Source organism: Flavobacterium sp. 2755, assembly GCF_031455715.1.
Lineage (GTDB): Bacteria > Bacteroidota > Bacteroidia > Flavobacteriales > Flavobacteriaceae > Flavobacterium.
This window is the reverse complement of record NZ_JAVDTG010000011.1, coordinates 18,712-38,054: the sequence shown is the minus strand read 5'-3', so window position 1 is coordinate 38,054 and position 19,343 is coordinate 18,712. Positions and strand designations below refer to the sequence as shown.

Below are 19,343 nucleotides of genomic sequence, written 5' to 3'. Positions count from 1 at the left end.
CTAAAATAAAAAACAAATGTTAAAAAACGACCTATTTTTAAAAGCATTAAAAGGAGAAACTGTTCAACGTCCGCCAGTATGGATGATGCGTCAAGCCGGAAGATATTTACCGGAATTTATCGAATTGCGTGATAAATACGATTTCTTCACACGTTGTCAGACTCCGGAATTAGCTGCAGAAATTACAGTTCAGCCAATTCGCAGAATTGCTCCGGATGCTGCTATTTTATTCTCGGATATTTTAGTTGTGCCACAGGCAATGGGAATCGAAGTTTTAATGAAAGAAAATATTGGTCCGTTTGTTCCAAATCCGATTCGTTCTATGGCAGATGTTCATAGAGTTTACGTTCCGGATATTCAGGAAAGCCTTGGTTATGTAATGGATGCCATTAAATTAACTAAAGAAATGCTGAATGACGAAGTGCCGTTAATTGGTTTCGCTGGTTCGCCTTGGACAATTTTATGTTATGCTGTTGAAGGAAGAGGATCTAAAAGTTTTGATATGGCAAAAGGATTCTGTTTTTCAAATCCGGCTGCAGCACATACTTTATTACAAAAAATCACAGACACTACAATTTTATACTTAAAAGAAAAAGTAAAAGCTGGAGTTAATGCCGTTCAGATTTTTGATTCTTGGGGAGGAATGCTTTCTCCAGTTGATTATCAGGAATTTTCATGGAAATATATCAACCAAATCGTTGAAGCTTTAGCAGATGTTGCACCGGTTATTGTTTTCGGAAAAGGATGCTGGTTCGCTCTTGGCGAAATGGGTAAAAGCCGTGCTTCTGCACTTGGTGTAGACTGGACTTGTTCGGCTAGAAATGCTCGTTACTTGTCTGGTGGAAACATTACTTTACAAGGGAATTTTGATCCTTCAAGATTGCTATCTCCAATTCCGACTATTAAAAAAATGGTTCATGAAATGATTGATGAGTTCGGAAAAGATAAATATATCGTAAATTTAGGTCACGGAATTTTACCAAATATCCCTGTTGATCATGCAAAAGCGTTTATTGACGCGGTTAAGGAATACGGGAATTAGTGTTCAGTATACAGCTTTTAGTATTCAGTTTCTACACTAGATAAAACTATATAAAGTTCCGGAGGAACGATTCATATTGTAGCCCCGGATTGAAATCCGGGGTTTGCAAATAATATCAAATCATTCAGATTTAGAAAACACAAACATGTTAAACAAAGGTTTAAGAGACGAAGAAAAAATCAGAATTGATAACGTCCTCAAGACGTTACGAACACTCATTTTTGTACCTTATCCTTTGAGTCATTTACAAAAATCAGATATCGAAAATCAATTAAAAGAGTTTGGACTAAATATTCAAACATTAATCGATTACTCCAATGAAGAATTAATCACCTTATTAACCCGTCTTCATTTTGACTGGGAACAATTAGAACAATTTGGTGATATTTTAATAGAATTCTCAAAAGAAGAAAACTATAACTTTAAAGATAAAGTTTTGTCTCTTTATCAATATATCCAACAGGAAAGCAAAGTTTTTTCATTTGGAATAAATGCTAAAATTGCTTCTCTAAAAAACAAATAAAGATGAGTTTTACAGATTGGAAAATAGACCGAATTGAAAACATTCTTCCTGAAGAGTTCTATAAACTAATTGACAAGAATAAAAATCACATTGGACAAACCTTCCCTGTAACTCTGGCTAATTCTGATTCTCTTGAAAAAACACAGGATTTTATATCTGTCAGCTTGGATAAAGAGAAAAATAATGAGGGATACTATTTCTATGCGCGAGATATAAAAACTAATAATCTGATTGGTTATTTATGTATAAAGAGCATTGATCTTCGTATTTCAAAATGTGAACTAGGATATTTTATTGATGAAGATTTTCAAGGAAAAGGAATCACATCCAAAATGGTTTCTGATGCACTTGAATTTTGTTTTAACGAATTGATGATGAACAAAGTTTTTATTTGTACTTCTGAAATCAATCTGGCAAGTCAGCGAATTGCATTGAAACACAATTTTAAACAAGAAGGAATTTTAAGGGACGAGTTTAGAAACGGGAATGGCGAATTGCAAAACACGGTTTATTTCGGATTACTTAAATCAGAATACAAATTACAATGAAAGATAAATTTTACGCATACATACAACAATTACAAGATCAAATCTGCGCAGGATTAGAAGCTGTTGACGGAACTGCAAAATTCCGTGAAGATCTTTGGAAACGTCCTGAAGGCGGTGGAGGAAGAACACGTGTTATTGAAAACGGTGCTGTTTTTGAAAAAGGCGGTGTAAACATTTCTGCTGTTCACGGAAAACTTCCTGAAACCATGCAAAAGATGTTTGGTGTTGGCGAAGCTGATTTTTTTGCCTGTGGATTGAGTTTGGTTATTCATCCCCAAAACCCGATGACGCCAACGGTACATGCTAATTGGCGTTATTTTGAAATGTATGATGAATCTGGAAATGTTATTGAACAATGGTTTGGGGGCGGACAAGATTTAACACCATATTATTTGTTTGAAGAAGATGCAAAACACTTTCATCAAACTTGTAAAACGGCTTGCGATAAACACAATCCGGAGTTTTATCCGAAATATAAAAAACAATGCGATTCTTATTTTTGGAATGCACACCGAAATGAAGCCCGCGGAATTGGCGGTTTATTCTTTGATTATTGCAAAGCAAATGAGCAAATGTCAATGGAAAACTGGTTCAATTTTGTAACCGAAGTCGGCAATAGTTTCCTTGAAGCTTATGTGCCAATTGTAGAAAGAAGAAAAAACTTAGCATATACTCCGGAAAATAAAACCTGGCAGGAAATCCGTCGAGGCCGTTATGTTGAGTTCAATTTAGTTCATGATAAAGGAACTTTGTTCGGCTTAAAAACAAACGGACGAATTGAAAGTATCTTGATGAGTCTTCCTCCGCATGTGCAATGGGTTTATGATCATCATGCAGAAGCCGGAAGCGAGGAAGAAAAATTAGTAGATGTTTTAGAAAATCAGAGAGAATGGATCTAAAAATGATTTATATAACGTTTTTTGTCAGCGTTTTTGGGTGCTTTGCCCAGAATGATTCGCTGCGAAATCCGTATTTTAAATCATATAATGATAAAATTACCGCCAGTATTTATTATTTAGATACTTCGAATAGTTTTCAGATTGCTTCGGATGCTCAGGAACCCAAAACATTTCTTAATCTTATTCCGAATCGAAGAGAGCAAATTGGTTTTAATCTGAATTATAAGATCATTGATATTTCGGTTGGTTTTGCACCTAAATTTCTTTCCGGCAATAAAGGCGATTCTCATTCCAAGCATTTTAATTTTAATACCCGTTTTTACTATAAAAAATGGATGCAGTCGTTTACTTTCATCAATCAAAAAGGATTTTATGTTAGTGATGATAATGTAACGGCACAATTGCCCAAAATGCGGACTACGAAAATTGGCGGAACGACATCTTATGTTTTTAATGATAAGTTCTCTTTTAAAACATTGATAAGCCAAAATGAATGGCAGACTAAAAGTTCCGGAAGTTTTATCCCGACTTTCTCATTTTATTACACCAACATAGACTTAAATGCTCCCGACACAACGCCGGGTGATATCTATGTCTTTACATTGGCACCATCCTACTTCTATAATTTTGTAATTAGTGATCGCATTTTGATTGGTGCAGGAGTTGCTTTGGGTGCCGGAATTAATGATATTGACGGAGATACCTCAGCTTTATATCAGGCAGATTTAAATTTAAAACTGGCTTATAATAATGACCGTTTCTTTGGTTATGCAAGCCTTAATTCGATAAGTTTTTCTCAGGATGATAAAGTCGACCCACGGCTTAATGATAATATTGCCACTTTAAAACTTTCTCTGGGTTATCGATTTGATCCTCCAAAAGAAGTGAAGAAGGTTTATGATAAAGTAAATGATAAAATAGGTTTGTAATGTTTAATCTAAAATAAGAAATTATGGAAAAGGTGAACGTAGAACAATTAAACCGCATGAATTCCGGAAAAGGATTTATTGCAGCATTAGATCAAAGCGGCGGCAGCACGCCAAAAGCATTATCGCAATATGGCGTTGAAGAAAGCAGTTACACAAATGATGAAGAAATGTACACTCTTGTACATGAAATGAGAACCAGGATTATTAAAAGTCCGACTTTTGACAGCCAATATATTTTAGGCGCTATTTTGTTTGAAAACACCATGGACCGCAAAATAGATGGAGAATGGACTGCTGATTATTTGTGGGACAAAAAAAATATAGTTCCTTTTCTAAAAGTTGACAAAGGACTTGCTGATCTTGCAAACGGAGTTCAGTTAATGAAACCGATTTCAAATCTGGATGAATTGTTGGATCGAGCTGTTGAACGAAATGTTTTTGGCACTAAAATGCGTTCTGTTATTAAAGAAGCCAATGCCGTTGGAATTCGTGAAATCGTGAAGCAGCAATTTGAAGTAGGGAAACAAATCTTTGCAAAAGGACTTATCCCAATTATAGAACCCGAAGTTGATATTTACAGCACAGACAAAGTAAAATCAGAAGAAATTCTAAAAGAAGAAATACAAAAACAGCTTAATGCATTAGACAAAGATGTAAAAGTGATGCTGAAATTATCTATTCCAACTGTGAATGACTTTTACAGTGAACTAATATCTGATCCGCATGTTGTGCGAGTTGTGGCTTTGTCCGGCGGATATGGTCAGGAAGAAGCCAATGAAAAGCTTTCGCAAAACCACGGATTGATTGCAAGTTTCTCCCGCGCATTATCTGAAGGACTTTTTGCCAATCAATCGGATGCTATTTTTAATACCAAATTAGAGAAGACAATTCAAGGAATTTATGAAGCTTCAATAACATAAGTAAGTCGAAAGTTTAAAGTCGTAAAGTCAAAAGTATTGACATTAATTAATAAAAATCAAAAAATAAGATTGCAGAAAAATCTAAAATCTGCATTCTAAAATCTAAAATTCAAAACAATGTTCCCATTACAAAGAAACCGTCGTTTAAGAACCAACGAATCAATTCGTTCTTTAGTTCGTGAAACTAGCTTAAGTCCACAAGATTTTATGCTTCCAATGTTTGTTGCCGAAGGAAAAGACATCAAATCCGCAATTCCTTCAATGCCTGGAATTTATCGTCATTCATTAGACAACACCATTAAAGAAGTAAAAGAAGCCTGGGATTTAGGAATAAAGGCGGTAAACATCTACGTAAAAGTAAGCGATAATTTAAAAGACAATAAAGGTACAGAAGCGTGGAATAAAGACGGTTTAATGCAGCAAACCATTCGTGCGATAAAAGATGCCGTTCCGGAAATGATTGTAATGCCAGATGTGGCTTTAGATCCGTATTCTATCTATGGTCATGACGGAATTATCGAAAACGGTCAATTAATTAACGATGCAACGGTTGATGCTTTAACCCGAATGAGTTTAAGCCATGCAGAAGCTGGAGCCGATTTCGTTGCGCCAAGCGACATGATGGATGGACGCGTTTTGGCAATAAGAAAAGCATTAGAAGAAAACGGACATCATAATGTTGGAATCATGAGTTACAGTGCAAAATATGCATCTGCATTTTACGGACCATTTCGTGATGCGTTAGATTCTGCTCCGGTTGATTCTCAAAATATCCCAAAAGATAAAAAGACCTATCAAATGGATTATGCAAACCGAATTGAAGGAATTCGTGAAGCTTTATTAGATGTTGAAGAAGGTGCAGATATTGTTATGGTAAAACCGGGAATTGCATATTTAGACATTGTTCGTGAGGTAAAAAATGCCGTTCATGTCCCAGTTGCAGTTTACCAAGTATCTGGTGAGTACGCTATGGTAAAGGCCGCAGCCGAAAGAGGATGGTTAGATCACGACAAAATCATGATAGAGCAACTTTATTGCATTAAGCGTGCAGGTGCGAGTATTATATCTACTTATTTTGCAAAAGAGGCTTCAATACTTTTAAATAAATAAAATGAAAAAAGTATTATTCTTATCTGCCGTTTTAGCATTTGCATCATGTAAAAAAGAAGTTTCAGAAAATACAGATCAAACCACAGAAGCATATTCTGAAGGAGAATCGGCGAAAGCCAAAACACCTGAAGCTTTAGGAAAAGAAATTTTTGAAGGAAGAGGAAATTGTACTTCATGCCATCAGCCGGATCAAAAAGTTATTGGACCGAGCATTAAGGAAATTGCCAAAATCTACAAAGATAAAAAAGGTGATATCCCTACTTTCTTAAAAGGGAATGCAGATCCAATTGTTGATCCGAGTCAGTTTTCGGTAATGCAGACTAATTTTCCTGTGACAAAAGCAATGTCTGATGAAGAGTTAAAAGCAATTGAAACTTACATCAACAGTCATTTGCAATAATTGATTTACTATAAAACAAAAAAACGGCGCTGATTTCAGCGCCGTTTTCTATTTATGAGATTACCAAATTTTTACTCGTTTCTCTGGGCTTACAAACATTTTGTCTCCATTTTTAATACCGAAAGCTTCATAAAAAGCATCAACATTTTGAATTGGAACATAAGCTCTGTACATTCCCGGCGAATGCGGATCTGTTTTTACTTGGTTTTTAATCGCTTCGTCTCTAGACTTGGTTCTCCAAACGGTTGCCCAAGAAATAAAGAAACGCTGCTCTGGAGTAAATCCGTCAATTAATCCCGGATTTCCATGTGCTTTCAAATACAATTGCAAACCATCATAAGCCGCGTTGATTCCGCCTAAGTCTCCAATATTTTCACCTAAAGTAAATTTACCGTCCACATGAATTCCCGGTAACGGCTCTAAAGCGCTGTATTGATCTGCCAATTCAGAACCTAATTTTGTAAATTGTTCTAAATCCTGTGGCGTCCACCAGTCAACTAGATTTCCTTCTGCATTGTAACGTGCACCAGAATCGTCAAACCCGTGTGAAATTTCGTGACCAATAACCGCTCCAATTCCACCATAATTTACAGCTTCGTCTGCTTGGTAATTGTAAAAAGGCGGTTGCAAGATGGCAGCTGGGAAAACAATTTCATTATAAGATGGATTGTAATACGCATTTACGGTTTGCGGAGACATTCCCCACTCTGTTTTATCAACCGGTTTGTTCAATTTCGCAATCCCTTTTTTGAAATTCCATATTGACAAACTTTTTGAATTCTCAAAATAACTTCCGCCTTCGGCAACATTTTTAATTTGAAGTGCCGAATAATCTTTCCATTTATCAGGATAACCAACTTTTATGGTTATTTTGTTTAGTTTTTCAATAGCTTTTGCCTTTGTATCTTTAGACATCCATGTTAAATTGTTAATACGGTTTTGGTAAGCCGTAATAACATTATGAATCATATCGACCGCTTTGGCTTTTGCTTCAGCAGGAAATACTTTTTCTACATACAATTTACCAAGTGCTTCACCAATACCGCGGTTTACAACCTGCAAAGCTTTCTCTTCTCTTGGCAATTGTTTTACAGCTCCTCTTAACGTTTTGCTGTAAAAATCAAAATTAGCCGTTTCAATATCAGTAGATAATTTTGTAGATGATGAATTTAATAAATCCCATTTTAGGTATTCTTTCCACTGTGCTACTTTATTTTCAGTAAATACAGTTTGTAAAGCTTTCATGTATTTTGGTTCAATAACCACTACAGTATCTAATTTCGCCAGACCAATTCCTGCAAAATAAGCATCCCATTTTATAGCCGGAGTTAATTTTTGAAGTTCTGCAACCGTCATTGGGTTGTATTGCAAACGGCTGTCTCTGCTTTCAACGCGGTCTAATCTTGGTTTTGACAATTCAGTTTCAAAAGCCAGAATTTCTTTAGCGCTTTGTTTTGCTTTCTCTGGAGTTTCTCCAATAAACTGAAGCATTCTCGCTACATGAAGTTCGTATTTAGCGCGTTTTTCTTTAGAATCTTTATCTTCAGAAGTGTAATAATCTTTATCAGGAAGTCCTAATTGGCTTACTGCAAGACTTACTGAATTTTTAGAACTGTTTTTTTCATCGGCTCCAATATAAATTCCGAAGAATCCAGAACCTCCTTCTGGTTCCATTTCAACCAAAAACTTTTGAAGATCTGCTACATTTTTAATGGCATCAATCTTTTCCAAATAGGATTTCAACGGATTAATTCCTGCTTTGTTTCTTCCAACAGTATCTAAAACAGTCAGGAATAAGTTAACAGCTTTTCCCTGATCAGTATCTGATTTATACTTTGGATTTTTTGATGCATCTTTTAAAATAGACATTACATCTTTGTCTGTCTTTTTAATCAATTCATTAAAACTTCCCCAAGTGGTACGATCGCTTGGAATTTCTGTCTGGCTTAACCAAGTTCCGTTTACATATTGGAAAAAATCCTGGCTCGGACTAATTTTGGTATTCATGTATGATACATTGATACCAGGTTCTTTCGCTGCAGTGGTTTGCGCTTCGATTGCTGTAAAAGAAAGCATTGCAGAAAAAGCACAAAACAAAGGTTTAGTAAGTTGTTTTTTCATTTATAAATGTGTTTCGAGTGTATACACAAACATATCGTTAAAATTTGTAACTCTATGTTAAAATTTATGCAATAATAATGTATAAGTTTCTTCTATAACATTTTAATGGAAACCATCGATTATTTTCATGAATTAAAACCTTGTTTTTCACTGTTTATTGAAATTGTTTTTGGAATATTTGCTTAAAGATTTAAAGTCAAAATGAGAGCAAAAATTCAGAATGCCGTTTCAGGAAAAATTGAAGCTATTGGTTTACCTATTATGGCTTTATGCTGGGTAAGTTTTTTTTGGGGAACAACGTGGTTAGCTTCAAAAGAAGGTGTTAAGCATATGCCGGCATTGCAATTGGCAACAATTCGCCAGTTTTTAGGCGGGCTGATTTATGTGGGATATTTTTTGCTGAAAAAAGAGCCTTGGCCAAAAGGAAAACAATGGCGTACGATTCTTGTTTTGAGTTTTTTAAATTTTGTTTGCAGCAACGGATTGAGTACCTGGGGCGTGAAATATATGACAAGCGGATTGGGCGCAATCATTAGTGCACTTTTCCCAATTTGGATTATTATCATTAATTTTTTTAATGGGGAACGAATTGCAAAAATGGCTTTGTTTGGAATTCTAATCAGCTTTGGGGGGATTTGTATTATTTTCATCGATTATATTGCCGACTTCTTAAGACCAGATTTTCAATTCGGAATTATTTTAATGACGGCTTCAACGATTACGTGGGCTTTTGGAATTTTGCACACCAAGAAAAAAGCAGCCAGTTTTAATCCGTATTTTAGTTTGGGACTGCAGATGTTGATTTCAAGTGTGTTCCTTTTTGGAATTACAGAAGCAACCGGAGTTAATATTCCGCTAAGAGAAATCCCTTCAGAATCCTGGTGGGCAATTGGTTATCTGGTAATTATTGGTTCTGTTTTAACTTTCATTGCTTTTATTTACACGCTGCAGCATCTTCCAACAGAAATCAGCAGTATTTATGTTTACATTAATCCTATTGTTGCAATGATTTTGGGGTCGATTATTTTTGGCGAAACGCTTACGCAGGCCATTGCCATTGGTTCGGCTGTAACTTTAACGGGATTGTATATGGTGAATAAATCTATCCGAAAACCTAAGAGTTAAGATGCTATATGAAATAGAACGCGGATGACACAGATTCGCTTTGCGAAAACGCAGATTTGCACGGATTTTTTATTTTTATTAGCTTGAAAAAATTGGCGATTTACTTTATAATCATTTGACTTCGCTTGAGATAAAAACATTGTGTTTAAACCTTTGAATTAATACTATTTATAAAAATCAGCATAAATCCGCGTTTTCGCAAAGCGAATCTGTGTCATCCGCGTGTCATTTCACAATCCTGTCGTAAAAAAGCTCTTTTGCATTGTAGATTCTCTGTTAAAAAGCATTAAAATTGTGACTTTTAAAATGCTCTTTTCGTATTTTTGCGCCAAATTATTTTTATGAAATCGCTTCTTTATAAATACCGCAAATTCTTCATTGTATTAATTGTATTTTCTGTAGTCACTATATCTTTATTTTATTCGGCTTTAAAGCCACAAAAAACACTTCCGATTTATAATCCAGCCGATGTAAATCCGGAATTGGTTGACAGCACAATTCAATACAAAAGCAAATATCATACGATTGCTGATTTTTCGTTCATCAACCAAAACGGAGATACAATTACTCAAAAGAATTACGAAGGAAAAATTTATGTTGCTGATTTCTTCTTTACAACCTGCGGATCAATCTGCCCAAAAATGTCAACCAATCTGGCTGATGTTCAAAAAGCGGTTTTAAACAATCCAAAAGTAATGCTGCTTTCTCATACTGTTTTTCCAGAAGTTGACAGTGTTTCGGTTTTAAAAGCATATGCGGTAAAATACGGAGTTGTAGACAGCAAGTGGAATTTGGTTACCGGAGATAAAAAAGAGATTTACACTATGGCCAGAAAATCTTACCTGGCTGTAAAGTTGGGCCGCCCAGATCAGCTTTATGATATGGTACATACAGAGAATTTTGTTTTGGTCGATCAAAAAAGACGCGTTCGCGGATTTTATGACGGAACAAAAAAGGAAGATATTACAAGATTACTGGAAGACATAGATTTCTTATCAAAAGAGTAAAATACCTTATTTTTAGAAAGATTTAGCATTTTCAAACCTTATTATTGCCTTGAGGTAAAGATTTATTACCTATTTTTGCAATCTAAATTCAATCTAAATAAGCTTTGCAAAATACTATCCATACCTTGAAAAAAGGCGATAAAGCCATTATCAAAGATTTTGATATCGATTTGATTCCTTTAAAATTACTAGAGATGGGTTGTTTGCCGGGCAGCTTGGTCGAATTACTTCAAATTGCTCCTTTTGGAGATCCTTTATATTTAGACATTAACGGTTCGCATGTTGCTATTCGTGTTGAAACTGCTCGTGAAATTGAAGTTGAACTTTTACAAAACAATTTATAATGAGCGTTCAGAATATCAATGTTGCCCTTATCGGAAATCCTAACGTAGGCAAAACTTCTGTTTTTAATCAGCTTACGGGTTTAAATCAACAAGTTGGGAATTATCCTGGAATCACGGTTGAGAAAAAAATCGGGTTTTGTAAATTGCCTCATAACGTAAAAGCCAATATCCTGGATTTACCCGGAACGTATAGTTTGAACGCAAGTTCGATGGACGAAAGCGTGGTAATTGAACTTTTACTAAACAAAAACGACAAATTATATCCAGACGTTGCTGTTGTAGTAACCGATGTTGAAAATCTAAAAAGAAACTTACTGATTTTTACGCAGATAAAAGATCTTGAAATTCCAACGATCTTAGTTATCAATATGTCTGACCGTATGGTAAGCAAAGGAATTTCTTTAGATATTCCGCTTTTAGAAGAAAAACTAAAAACCAAAATTGCTTTAGTAAGTTCGCGTAAAGGTTTAGGAATTGAGGAATTAAAAGAATTGATTGTTTCCTATAAAACCGTTCCGCACGAACCTTGCTTAAATGCATCTGTAATTGATCCTGAATATTTTCAAAAACTGCAGCATGCATTTCCAAATCAGTTAATGTACAAATTGTGGCTTGTAATTACTCAGGATGTTAATTTCTCGAATTTAGACCGAAATGAAATCCGAAATACTTTTACCAAATCACACTCAGAATTAAAGCGTTTGCAGCAAAAAGAAACCATCAAAAGATATCAGTTTATAAATGATGTTTTAAAAGAAGGTTTAAAAATTGACACTGAAGCAGCGACAGATTTTAGAGCTAAACTGGATCGTGTTTTAACGCACAAGTTTTGGGGTTATGCTATTTTCCTTGGAATTTTATTTATCATTTTCCAGTCTATTTTCAGCTGGTCAACAATTCCTATGGATTTTATTGATGCGACTTTTGCTTCGTTAAGCAGCTGGGTTGCAAAAGAATTACCAAGTGGCATTTTGACCGATTTACTTTCGCAGGGAATTATTCCGGGAATTGGCGGTGTTATTATTTTTATTCCGCAGATTGCTTTCCTGTTTTTGTTCATTTCTATTCTAGAAGAAAGCGGTTACATGAGCCGTGTTGTTTTCCTGATGGATAAAATCATGCGCAAATTCGGGCTTTCGGGAAAAAGCGTTGTGCCTTTAATTTCTGGAACAGCTTGTGCGATTCCCGCTATTATGGCAACGCGAAATATTGAAAACTGGAAAGAACGCCTTATTACGATCTTAGTAACGCCATTCACGACTTGTTCTGCAAGATTACCGGTTTACGCGATTATGATTTCATTAGTGATTCCGAATAAACGAGTTCTGGGATTTTTAAACTTGCAGGGACTGTCTTTAATGTTATTGTATTTACTGGGATTTGTAACGGCAATAATTTCGGCTTATATTTTAAATAAAGTTTTAAAACTGGATTCAAAAACGTATTTCGTTGTTGAAATGCCGAGTTATAAATTACCTCTTTTCAAGAATGTTGGAATTAACGTTGTCGAGAAAACCAAAGCTTTTGTTTTGGGCGCGGGTAAAATCATCTTAGCCATATCGGTTATTTTGTGGTTTTTGGCTTCTTTTGGACCTGGAAAAGAATTTAATGATGCGGAAAACATCGTAAAAGAAAGATTTGCCAATACAACTTTAAATCAAGTTCAGTTTGAAAATGAAGTGGCTTCTCAAAAAATAGAGAATTCGTATATCGGGATTATGGGTAAAACTATTGAGCCTGTAATTTCTCCGCTTGGTTACGACTGGAAAATTGGGATTGCTATTATCAGCTCTTTTGCTGCCCGTGAGGTTTTAGTTGGAACACTGGCTACGATTTACAGTGTTGGAGACAGCGATAACGAATCAACAATTAAGAGTAAAATGCAGAAAGAGGTAAATCCTGAAACGGGAGAAAAAATCTTTAATTTTGCTTCTGGAATTTCATTGTTATTATTTTATGCTTTTGCAATGCAGTGCGCCAGTACATTAGCCATTACAAAGAAAGAAACAAATTCATGGAAGTGGCCCGTAATGCAGCTTTTCTTTATGACCGGGCTTGCTTATATTACCGCGCTTTTAGCGTATCAATTTTTAAAGTAAAATATTATGATCCAAGAAATTATAGCTTTTGTCATATTATTTATCGCCGTTGGTTTTTTGATTAGAAAATTCTTTTGGAAATCTAAAAAGAAAAAAGACTGTGGCGATGGCAATTGCGGATGTTCTTAGTTTAAGTTACTAAGTTGCTGAGATTCTAAGATGCTAAGGTTTTCTTATTATTCAGCAAAATAAATATAAAAGCTTCACAGAGATTTTTGAAATCTTTGTGAAGCTTTTTTATTATCTAAAAATCTATACCTGAGTTAAATACCTTTTTTTAATGTTTAAAAAACTTTTATGGCTTAGTTCTCAATACAGCACAAATTAATTTTGCAAAATAAAATTCAAATAACAATGACAAAGTTCGAAAAAAATGAGATCGTAAGAGATAATAGAGTAACCAGATTATTATGGTTTTCTTTTGGATTTTTGTGTGCTTTCGCAATAATGTGTCTTTTAAAATCTAAAATCTAAAACAGGATAAAAAGTTTTCAGTATTCGGTCACAGTTTTCAGTTTATATGAATGTAAACTGCGACTGAGAACTGTAAACTCACTTAATCCCCTCCCATTCTGCATAAAACTGCGACAGGAATAATTCCATAAAATGGTGTCTTTCAGCGGCGATTTGTTTTCCTTTTTCGGTATTCATTTTGTCTTTTAAGAGCAAAAGCTTTTCGTAAAAGTGATTTATCGTTGGTGCATTGTTCTTTTTATATTCCTCTTTTGTCATATTGGTTACCGGAGCAATTTCAGGATCGTACAAAGCTCTGTTTTTAAATCCGCCGTAATTGAACGCTCTTGCAACTCCAATCGCTCCAATTGCATCTAAACGATCTGCATCCTGAACAATATCTAATTCTACAGAAGAAAACTTCTTTTCAAAATTTCCGCCTTTATAAGATATGTTTTCGATGATGTTTACCACATGCTGAATAATCTCTTCTGAAACATTATGTGATTCTAAAAACAAACGGGCCGTTTTGGGTCCAATTGTTTCGTCTCCGTCATGAAATTTACTATCGGCAATATCATGAAGCAATGCTCCTAATTCTACAACTGTTTTATCGCAATCGGTATCTTTTGCAATTAAAAGTGCGTTTTTATAAACTCGTTCGATATGAAACCAGTCGTGTCCGCCTTCGGCATCGTTTAGTTTCTCTTTTACAAATGCGATGGTTTTATTTATAAGTTCAGGATTACTCATGTTGTATTTTGGTTTGTATGAAATGGCCCGCTGATTTGACTGATTCAACGGATTTACACTGGTGTTTTTATGGTTTAAATAAAAAATGTTGATTGCTGAAGCTCTTAAACCTCAACAATCAACAATATTTTCAATATCAATATCAATTGCAAAAAATCAATTTTAAAATCTAAAATCAGAAATCTGCAATCTAAAATTTTTTACAATCTCGCTGGCTCAACCCATTTAAAGATGTGCGATTCTTGTGGAATTACAATTCTTTCTGAGATTCTCGCCATACGAGCTGGTAATTTCATTAAGTAATCACGTGCTTTTTCAGCTTCATCTGTTAAGTTCGTGATTTTATCGATTTCCCATTTGTTGATTAGCTTCTGCATAATATCAACATAGTCATTTGCTGTGTAAACTCCAATACGTTGTGCTGAATCAGAAAACTGTTCGAAAGCTGTACTTATCTTTTGCCCTGATTCTCTTAAGAAATGAGCCGGCATAACGATTTTTTGCTTCATCATGTATTGAAACGCCAACATCATTTCGCTTGGATCAACCTGAAAAATTCTGGTTACAAATTCGCTGTATGCATGGTGATGACGCATTTCGTCACCCGCAATCATTTTACACATTTTAGACAATTTATTATCACCAAATTTTTTCGCGATCTGCGCTACTCTATTGTGTGAAACATAAGTTGCTAATTCCTGAAAACTAGTGTATACAAAGTTTTTGTATGGGTCAGTTCCAGTTCCAATATCAAAACCGTCGTTGATTAAGTGCTGTGTTGTCATTTCGATTTCACGCATATTAACACGACCAGACAAATACAAGTATTTATTTAAAAGATCTCCGTGACGGTTTTCTTCTCCGGTCCATTGTCTGATCCATTTTGACCAGCCATTACCGCCATTCTCAACCTGATCTACTCCTTCTACATCCATTAACCAGGACTCATATGTTGGAAGCGCTTCTTCGGTAATAGTATCACCAACAAGCGTTACCCAGAAATCGTATGGTAATTCTTTAGCAATTTCACGCAGTTCCTTTACCTCCTCAAAGAAATTTTCTCCTTCAGAATTAGGCAGGAAATCTGACGGCTGCCAAATTTTTTCCACCGGAATTAAATACTGTTCAACGAAGCTGTCAACGTTTTTTTCCAAAAACTGCATCACTTCTAATCTAATGTTTTTTATAGACATTACTTATTTTAAATTTGGGATTTATATTTTAGCTCGGACTAAAACTTAATCCTGTTTATACTCGTTTACTCCTTCAACAACCGCTTTTTCTGTTAATGCCATTAATTCGGCAAAATCATAATCTTTTACAGCCATTGCTTTGTGTGCCGTAAAAGTTAAGTGGTTTCCTAAACCAACCGGAAACATACCGTAACGAACCATTTTCCATGAATTATTAATACTTACCGGCACAACGTATGCAGATGGTGCATATTTGCATAGAATTTTTAAACCGCTTTGGGCAAATTCTTTAGGTTTTCCCGTTTTACTGCGGGTTCCTTCCGGGAAGATTACAGCAGATCTAGTGTTTTTTTCTATATATTCAGACAAGCCTTTGATTACTGGAATCGCTTGTTTAGGGTCTTTACGGTCAATTAAAACAGATCCTCCGTGGCGCAAATTAAAAGACACGCTTGGGATTCCGCTTCCTAACTCCTTCTTACTTACAAATTTACAATGAAAACGTCTAAAGTACCAAATCATTGTCACGATATCGTACATACTTTGGTGATTAGCTACAAAAATGATTGGAACTCCTTTCGGAATTGTATCTACGCCTGTAATCTTATAAGTTGTACCCACTAAACGCGTACAGCTTAAAAGACAGAAATTTAAATAATCAACACTTTTTTTGTGAGCCTGGTAACCAAAAAGATTAAGGCAAATCCATTGTATTGGGTGAAAAACAGCCAAACACAATCCAAAACATAAATAAAAAATTACGGAGATTGGATATGAGATTATCTTTTGCATGCTTGAAAAAATTTGAGGTCAAAAGTAGTAAATATATTTTTAGCGGTAGAAAAATTGAAAACAATAACCGTTTTTATGGTTTAATTGTACCTTTGCCCTTAAAATTGCAAATTTTTTCTGAATTAAATGAACTTCACATACCCTAAAAATGAACGCTTAAAGAGCAAAACCACGATTGGATTACTTTTTTCTGAAGGGAAATCGGTTTCAAAATATCCGCTTCGTTTGGTTTACCGTCAAGCGGAAGCTGCCTATCAGGGTAATACAAAAGTGGGCGTTTCGGTTTCTAAGAAATACTTTAAAAAAGCAGTCGACAGAAATTATTTCAAAAGAGTGCTAAGAGAAACCTATAGACTCAACAAACATTTGCTTCTGGATCATTTAAATCAGCCGTATTCTTTCATGCTTTTTTACCAGACAAAAGACAGATTATCTTACGAAGAAATCAATACCAAAACGATTCAGTTGTTTGAGAAATTTGTACAGCAGTTAAACAAAACTCCCGATTCTGAAATCAAAAAGGATTTATAAAGCTTCAAAGTCAACTTTGTACTCTAAATCAGATAAAAAATTATAAAAAAATTGTAGTTTTAGCACTAAATTGAAATTTTATGCGATACATTTTCTTTTTATCTGTAATTTTTTGTGTTCTTACTGGATGTAGTAAAAGTGAAGCTCCTAATGAAGTTGCGATAAGTGCTATAAAATTACCGCCACCCCCGCCAGCAAGTAAAAGCGAATATATTCAAAAAGATCAAGATAAAAATCTAGATGCTCCTTCACCAACGATTGAACAAAAAATCATAAAACAAGCATCGCTTCGGTTTGAAACCAATGATTTAGAAGAAACATATAAACAGATTCAAACGGCGGTTAAACAAAGTCAGGGAAAAGTTCAAAGTGATTCTGAAGGTAAAGACTATGGCACGCTTTATCGAAATATAACGATTAGAGTTCCAAGCCAGAATTTTGACAATTTTATCAATACAATTTCAAAAGGCGTTTCTTATTTTGAGAGAAAAGAAATTACGGCAGAAGATGTTACCGAACAATATATCGACTTAACGACAAGATTAAAAAATAAAAGAAAACTCGAAGAACGTTATCTTCAAATATTACAGAAAGCCACTAAAATTAGTGAGATCTTAGAGATCGAAAAACAGATTTCGATTATCCGTGAAGAAATTGAAGCCAAAGAAGGTCAGTTAAAGTATTTAGAAAGCAGAGTTTCTGAAAGTACGGTTACAATTGAGTTTTTCAAAAACCTGCCAGAACAAGAAGCAGTGCAATTATCATACGGATCGAAAGTCTGGACAGCCATTAAATCAGGATTTTTTAGCTTGTCCAGTTTCTTTATATCAATTATCAGCATTTGGCCGTTTATTATTATAATTATTGTATTAGCCTATTTTATTAGAAAGAGAATTAAAAGAAAAAAACCATAGTCATGTATCCTTATTTCAAGAAGAGATTTATCATACCAACTGTTGCGGCAGGATTATTATTTATTGGAACCAGTTTCAAAGAGGACTTTTTTGAAATTGCCAAACAAATCGAAATCTTCACAACGTTGTTCAAAGCCGTAAACACAAATTATGTAGACGAAACAAATCCGGGTGATTTAATGGATAAGGCCATTAAAAGCATGTTGGGAAGTTTAGATCCTTACACAGTTTACTTTAACGAACAAGATGTAGTTAATTTCAAAATCAACAATACGGGAGAATATACCGGAATTGGTGCTATGATTGCACGCAAAAAAGACCGTTTGATTGTTCGCGAACCATATAAAAATTATCCTGCAGATAAAGCCGGACTAAAAGCAGGCGACGAAATTATCCAGATTGGTGATGTTTTGATTGCTGATTTTAAAGATGATGCTTCGCAATTACTGAAAGGAACCAAAAACACAAAAATTGCTATAAAATATCTTCGTCAGGGAAAAACTTTTACGACTGAATTGGTTTTGGATGAAGTAGATATTAAATCGGTTCCGTTTTATGGAAAGATTGATGAGAAAACAGGTTATATCGTTTTGGCACATTTTAGCAGAAAGGCTTCCGCCGAAGTTAAAGAGGCTTTAGAAAAACTGAAAGCTGACGGTGCAAAACAGATTGTTTTAGATTTAAGAGGAAACCCAGGCGGACTTTTGAATGAAGCGATTGATATCTGTAATTTATTTGTCCCAAAGAATGAAGTTATTGTAACGACTAAATCAAGAATCGAAAAACATAACAATACGTATAAAACCACTAAAGAACCAATCGATACAGAAATTCCGCTTGCTATTTTGGTTAACGGAAGAAGTGCATCAGCATCAGAAATTGTTTCCGGGGCTTTACAGGATTTAGATCGCGCCGTGATTTTAGGAAGCAGAAGTTTTGGAAAAGGTTTGGTTCAGCGCTCTGTTGACCTGACTTACGGTACTCAGCTGAAGGTTACTATTTCACGTTATTACACTCCATCAGGTCGTTGTATACAAGCGCTTGACTATGCGCATAAAGATAAAAATGGTGTTGCCCAAAAAACAGATGCTAAAAATTTCAATGCTTTTAAAACCCGAAAAGGAAGAACGGTTTATGACGGCGGCGGTGTTTTGCCGGACATTGAGTTAGAAGAAGCCAAAATGAGCCCTATTACGAGCGCTCTTTTGAAAAATGACGGAATATTCGATTACGCCACTACGTACTATTATAAAAATCCAAATTTGGGCGATAAAATCCCTGTTGTTTCAGATACTGATTATACTGCTTTCAAACAATATTTGAAAACAAACAAAATTAGTTTTGATACGGAAACAGAGGTTGCCCTGAAAAATACTTTGGCTGCAGCCAAAACTGAAAAAATTGACGAAACGATTGCTCCGGAATATCAACAATTATTAGCCGCATTAGAGAGAAGTGAAAACACTTTGCTGGATAAAAACCAAAAAGAAATTAGAGGTTTGATTCAGGAAGAGCTTATCAAAAGATACCAATACCAAGAAGGTTTGTATCAGTTTTATATTAAGAACAATTCAGAGATTAAAAGAGCAGTAAACGTATTAAATAATCAGACTGAATATAAAACGATTTTAAAAATGTAA

At 34.9% G+C, this 19,343-nt stretch carries 20 protein-coding genes; 16 read left to right on the top strand and 4 right to left on the bottom strand.

The genetic code is table 11. The features are described from left to right. Positions 1-16: 16 nt before the first annotated feature. From hemE to J2Y38_RS21030, 8 genes are all read left to right on the top strand, one after another. On the top strand, positions 17-1,042 hold the full coding sequence (gene hemE, locus J2Y38_RS21065; protein ID WP_253786427.1) for a uroporphyrinogen decarboxylase: 1,026 nt from the start codon (positions 17-19) through the stop codon (positions 1,040-1,042). A 103-nt stretch (positions 1,043-1,145) separates the two neighbouring features. Further along, complete coding sequence (locus J2Y38_RS21060; protein WP_309846527.1) at positions 1,146-1,565, top strand: hypothetical protein; 420 nt, start codon at positions 1,146-1,148, stop codon at positions 1,563-1,565. Between the two features lie 2 nt (positions 1,566-1,567). Next, positions 1,568-2,113 carry a GNAT family protein gene (locus J2Y38_RS21055; RefSeq protein WP_309846525.1) on the top strand — a complete coding sequence of 182 codons (546 nt, stop codon included), beginning with the start codon at positions 1,568-1,570 and terminating at the stop codon, positions 2,111-2,113. Next, a complete protein-coding gene (gene hemF / locus J2Y38_RS21050) occupies positions 2,110-3,012 on the top strand; it encodes an oxygen-dependent coproporphyrinogen oxidase (RefSeq protein ID WP_309846523.1) in 903 nt (300 codons plus the stop codon). Before J2Y38_RS21055 ends, hemF begins: the two co-directional genes overlap by 4 nt. A gap of 2 nt (positions 3,013-3,014) precedes the next feature. Next, positions 3,015-3,941: a DUF4421 family protein gene (locus J2Y38_RS21045; protein ID WP_309846520.1), complete on the top strand. Its 927-nt coding sequence runs from the start codon at positions 3,015-3,017 to the stop codon at positions 3,939-3,941. 32 nt (positions 3,942-3,973) lie between these two features. Continuing rightward, positions 3,974-4,861, top strand: a complete 888-nt coding sequence (locus J2Y38_RS21040) for a fructose bisphosphate aldolase (protein WP_309846774.1) — start codon at positions 3,974-3,976, stop codon at positions 4,859-4,861. A gap of 117 nt (positions 4,862-4,978) precedes the next feature. Next, complete coding sequence (hemB, locus tag J2Y38_RS21035) at positions 4,979-5,971, top strand: porphobilinogen synthase (protein ID WP_053473151.1); 993 nt, start codon at positions 4,979-4,981, stop codon at positions 5,969-5,971. 1 nt (position 5,972) lies between these two features. Continuing rightward, positions 5,973-6,371, top strand: a complete 399-nt coding sequence (locus tag J2Y38_RS21030) for a c-type cytochrome (RefSeq protein ID WP_309846519.1) — start codon at positions 5,973-5,975, stop codon at positions 6,369-6,371. Between the two features lie 60 nt (positions 6,372-6,431). Here the strand turns inward: J2Y38_RS21030 and J2Y38_RS21025 are convergent, their stop codons facing one another. Beyond that, entirely contained in the window at positions 6,432-8,492 is a 2,061-nt protein-coding gene (locus tag J2Y38_RS21025; RefSeq protein WP_309846517.1) for a M13 family metallopeptidase, read from the bottom strand. Positions 8,493-8,693: 201 nt separating this feature from the next. Here J2Y38_RS21025 and J2Y38_RS21020 point away from each other — a divergent pair, with 201 nt between their 5' ends. From J2Y38_RS21020 to J2Y38_RS21000, 5 genes are all read left to right on the top strand, one after another. Continuing rightward, a complete protein-coding gene (locus J2Y38_RS21020) occupies positions 8,694-9,617 on the top strand; it encodes an EamA family transporter (protein ID WP_309846516.1) in 924 nt (307 codons plus the stop codon). A gap of 341 nt (positions 9,618-9,958) precedes the next feature. After that, on the top strand, positions 9,959-10,624 hold the full coding sequence (locus J2Y38_RS21015) for an SCO family protein (protein ID WP_056207346.1): 666 nt from the start codon (positions 9,959-9,961) through the stop codon (positions 10,622-10,624). 104 nt (positions 10,625-10,728) lie between these two features. Beyond that, the gene (locus J2Y38_RS21010; protein WP_291147565.1) at positions 10,729-10,968 is read left to right on the top strand and encodes a FeoA family protein; all 240 of its coding nucleotides are present in this window, start codon (positions 10,729-10,731) and stop codon (positions 10,966-10,968) included. Beyond that, entirely contained in the window at positions 10,968-13,067 is a 2,100-nt protein-coding gene (feoB, locus tag J2Y38_RS21005) for a ferrous iron transport protein B (RefSeq protein ID WP_309846511.1), read from the top strand. The genes J2Y38_RS21010 and feoB overlap by 1 nt, the downstream gene beginning before the upstream one ends. A gap of 6 nt (positions 13,068-13,073) precedes the next feature. Next, positions 13,074-13,196 (top strand): FeoB-associated Cys-rich membrane protein, encoded by a 123-nt coding sequence (locus J2Y38_RS21000; RefSeq protein ID WP_073486019.1) that lies wholly within the window; start codon positions 13,074-13,076, stop codon positions 13,194-13,196. A gap of 423 nt (positions 13,197-13,619) precedes the next feature. Here J2Y38_RS21000 and J2Y38_RS20995 read toward each other — a convergent pair whose 3' ends face one another. From J2Y38_RS20995 to J2Y38_RS20985, 3 genes are all read right to left on the bottom strand, one after another. Then, the gene (locus J2Y38_RS20995; RefSeq protein WP_053473159.1) at positions 13,620-14,273 is read right to left on the bottom strand and encodes an HD domain-containing protein; all 654 of its coding nucleotides are present in this window, start codon (positions 14,271-14,273) and stop codon (positions 13,620-13,622) included. Positions 14,274-14,473: 200 nt separating this feature from the next. After that, positions 14,474-15,466, bottom strand: a complete 993-nt coding sequence (locus tag J2Y38_RS20990; protein ID WP_180856214.1) for an acyl-ACP desaturase — start codon at positions 15,464-15,466, stop codon at positions 14,474-14,476. A gap of 45 nt (positions 15,467-15,511) precedes the next feature. Then, positions 15,512-16,258: a lysophospholipid acyltransferase family protein gene (locus tag J2Y38_RS20985; protein WP_309846508.1), complete on the bottom strand. Its 747-nt coding sequence runs from the start codon at positions 16,256-16,258 to the stop codon at positions 15,512-15,514. Between the two features lie 126 nt (positions 16,259-16,384). Here J2Y38_RS20985 and rnpA point away from each other — a divergent pair, with 126 nt between their 5' ends. The 3 genes from rnpA to J2Y38_RS20970 all read left to right on the top strand — a co-directional run bounded on the left by rnpA (position 16,385) and on the right by J2Y38_RS20970 (position 19,343). Beyond that, complete coding sequence (rnpA, locus tag J2Y38_RS20980) at positions 16,385-16,789, top strand: ribonuclease P protein component (protein WP_053473162.1); 405 nt, start codon at positions 16,385-16,387, stop codon at positions 16,787-16,789. Positions 16,790-16,869: 80 nt separating this feature from the next. Further along, the gene (locus tag J2Y38_RS20975) at positions 16,870-17,703 is read left to right on the top strand and encodes a DUF4349 domain-containing protein (RefSeq protein WP_309846506.1); all 834 of its coding nucleotides are present in this window, start codon (positions 16,870-16,872) and stop codon (positions 17,701-17,703) included. Between the two features lie 2 nt (positions 17,704-17,705). Then, entirely contained in the window at positions 17,706-19,343 is a 1,638-nt protein-coding gene (locus J2Y38_RS20970) for a S41 family peptidase (RefSeq protein ID WP_309846503.1), read from the top strand.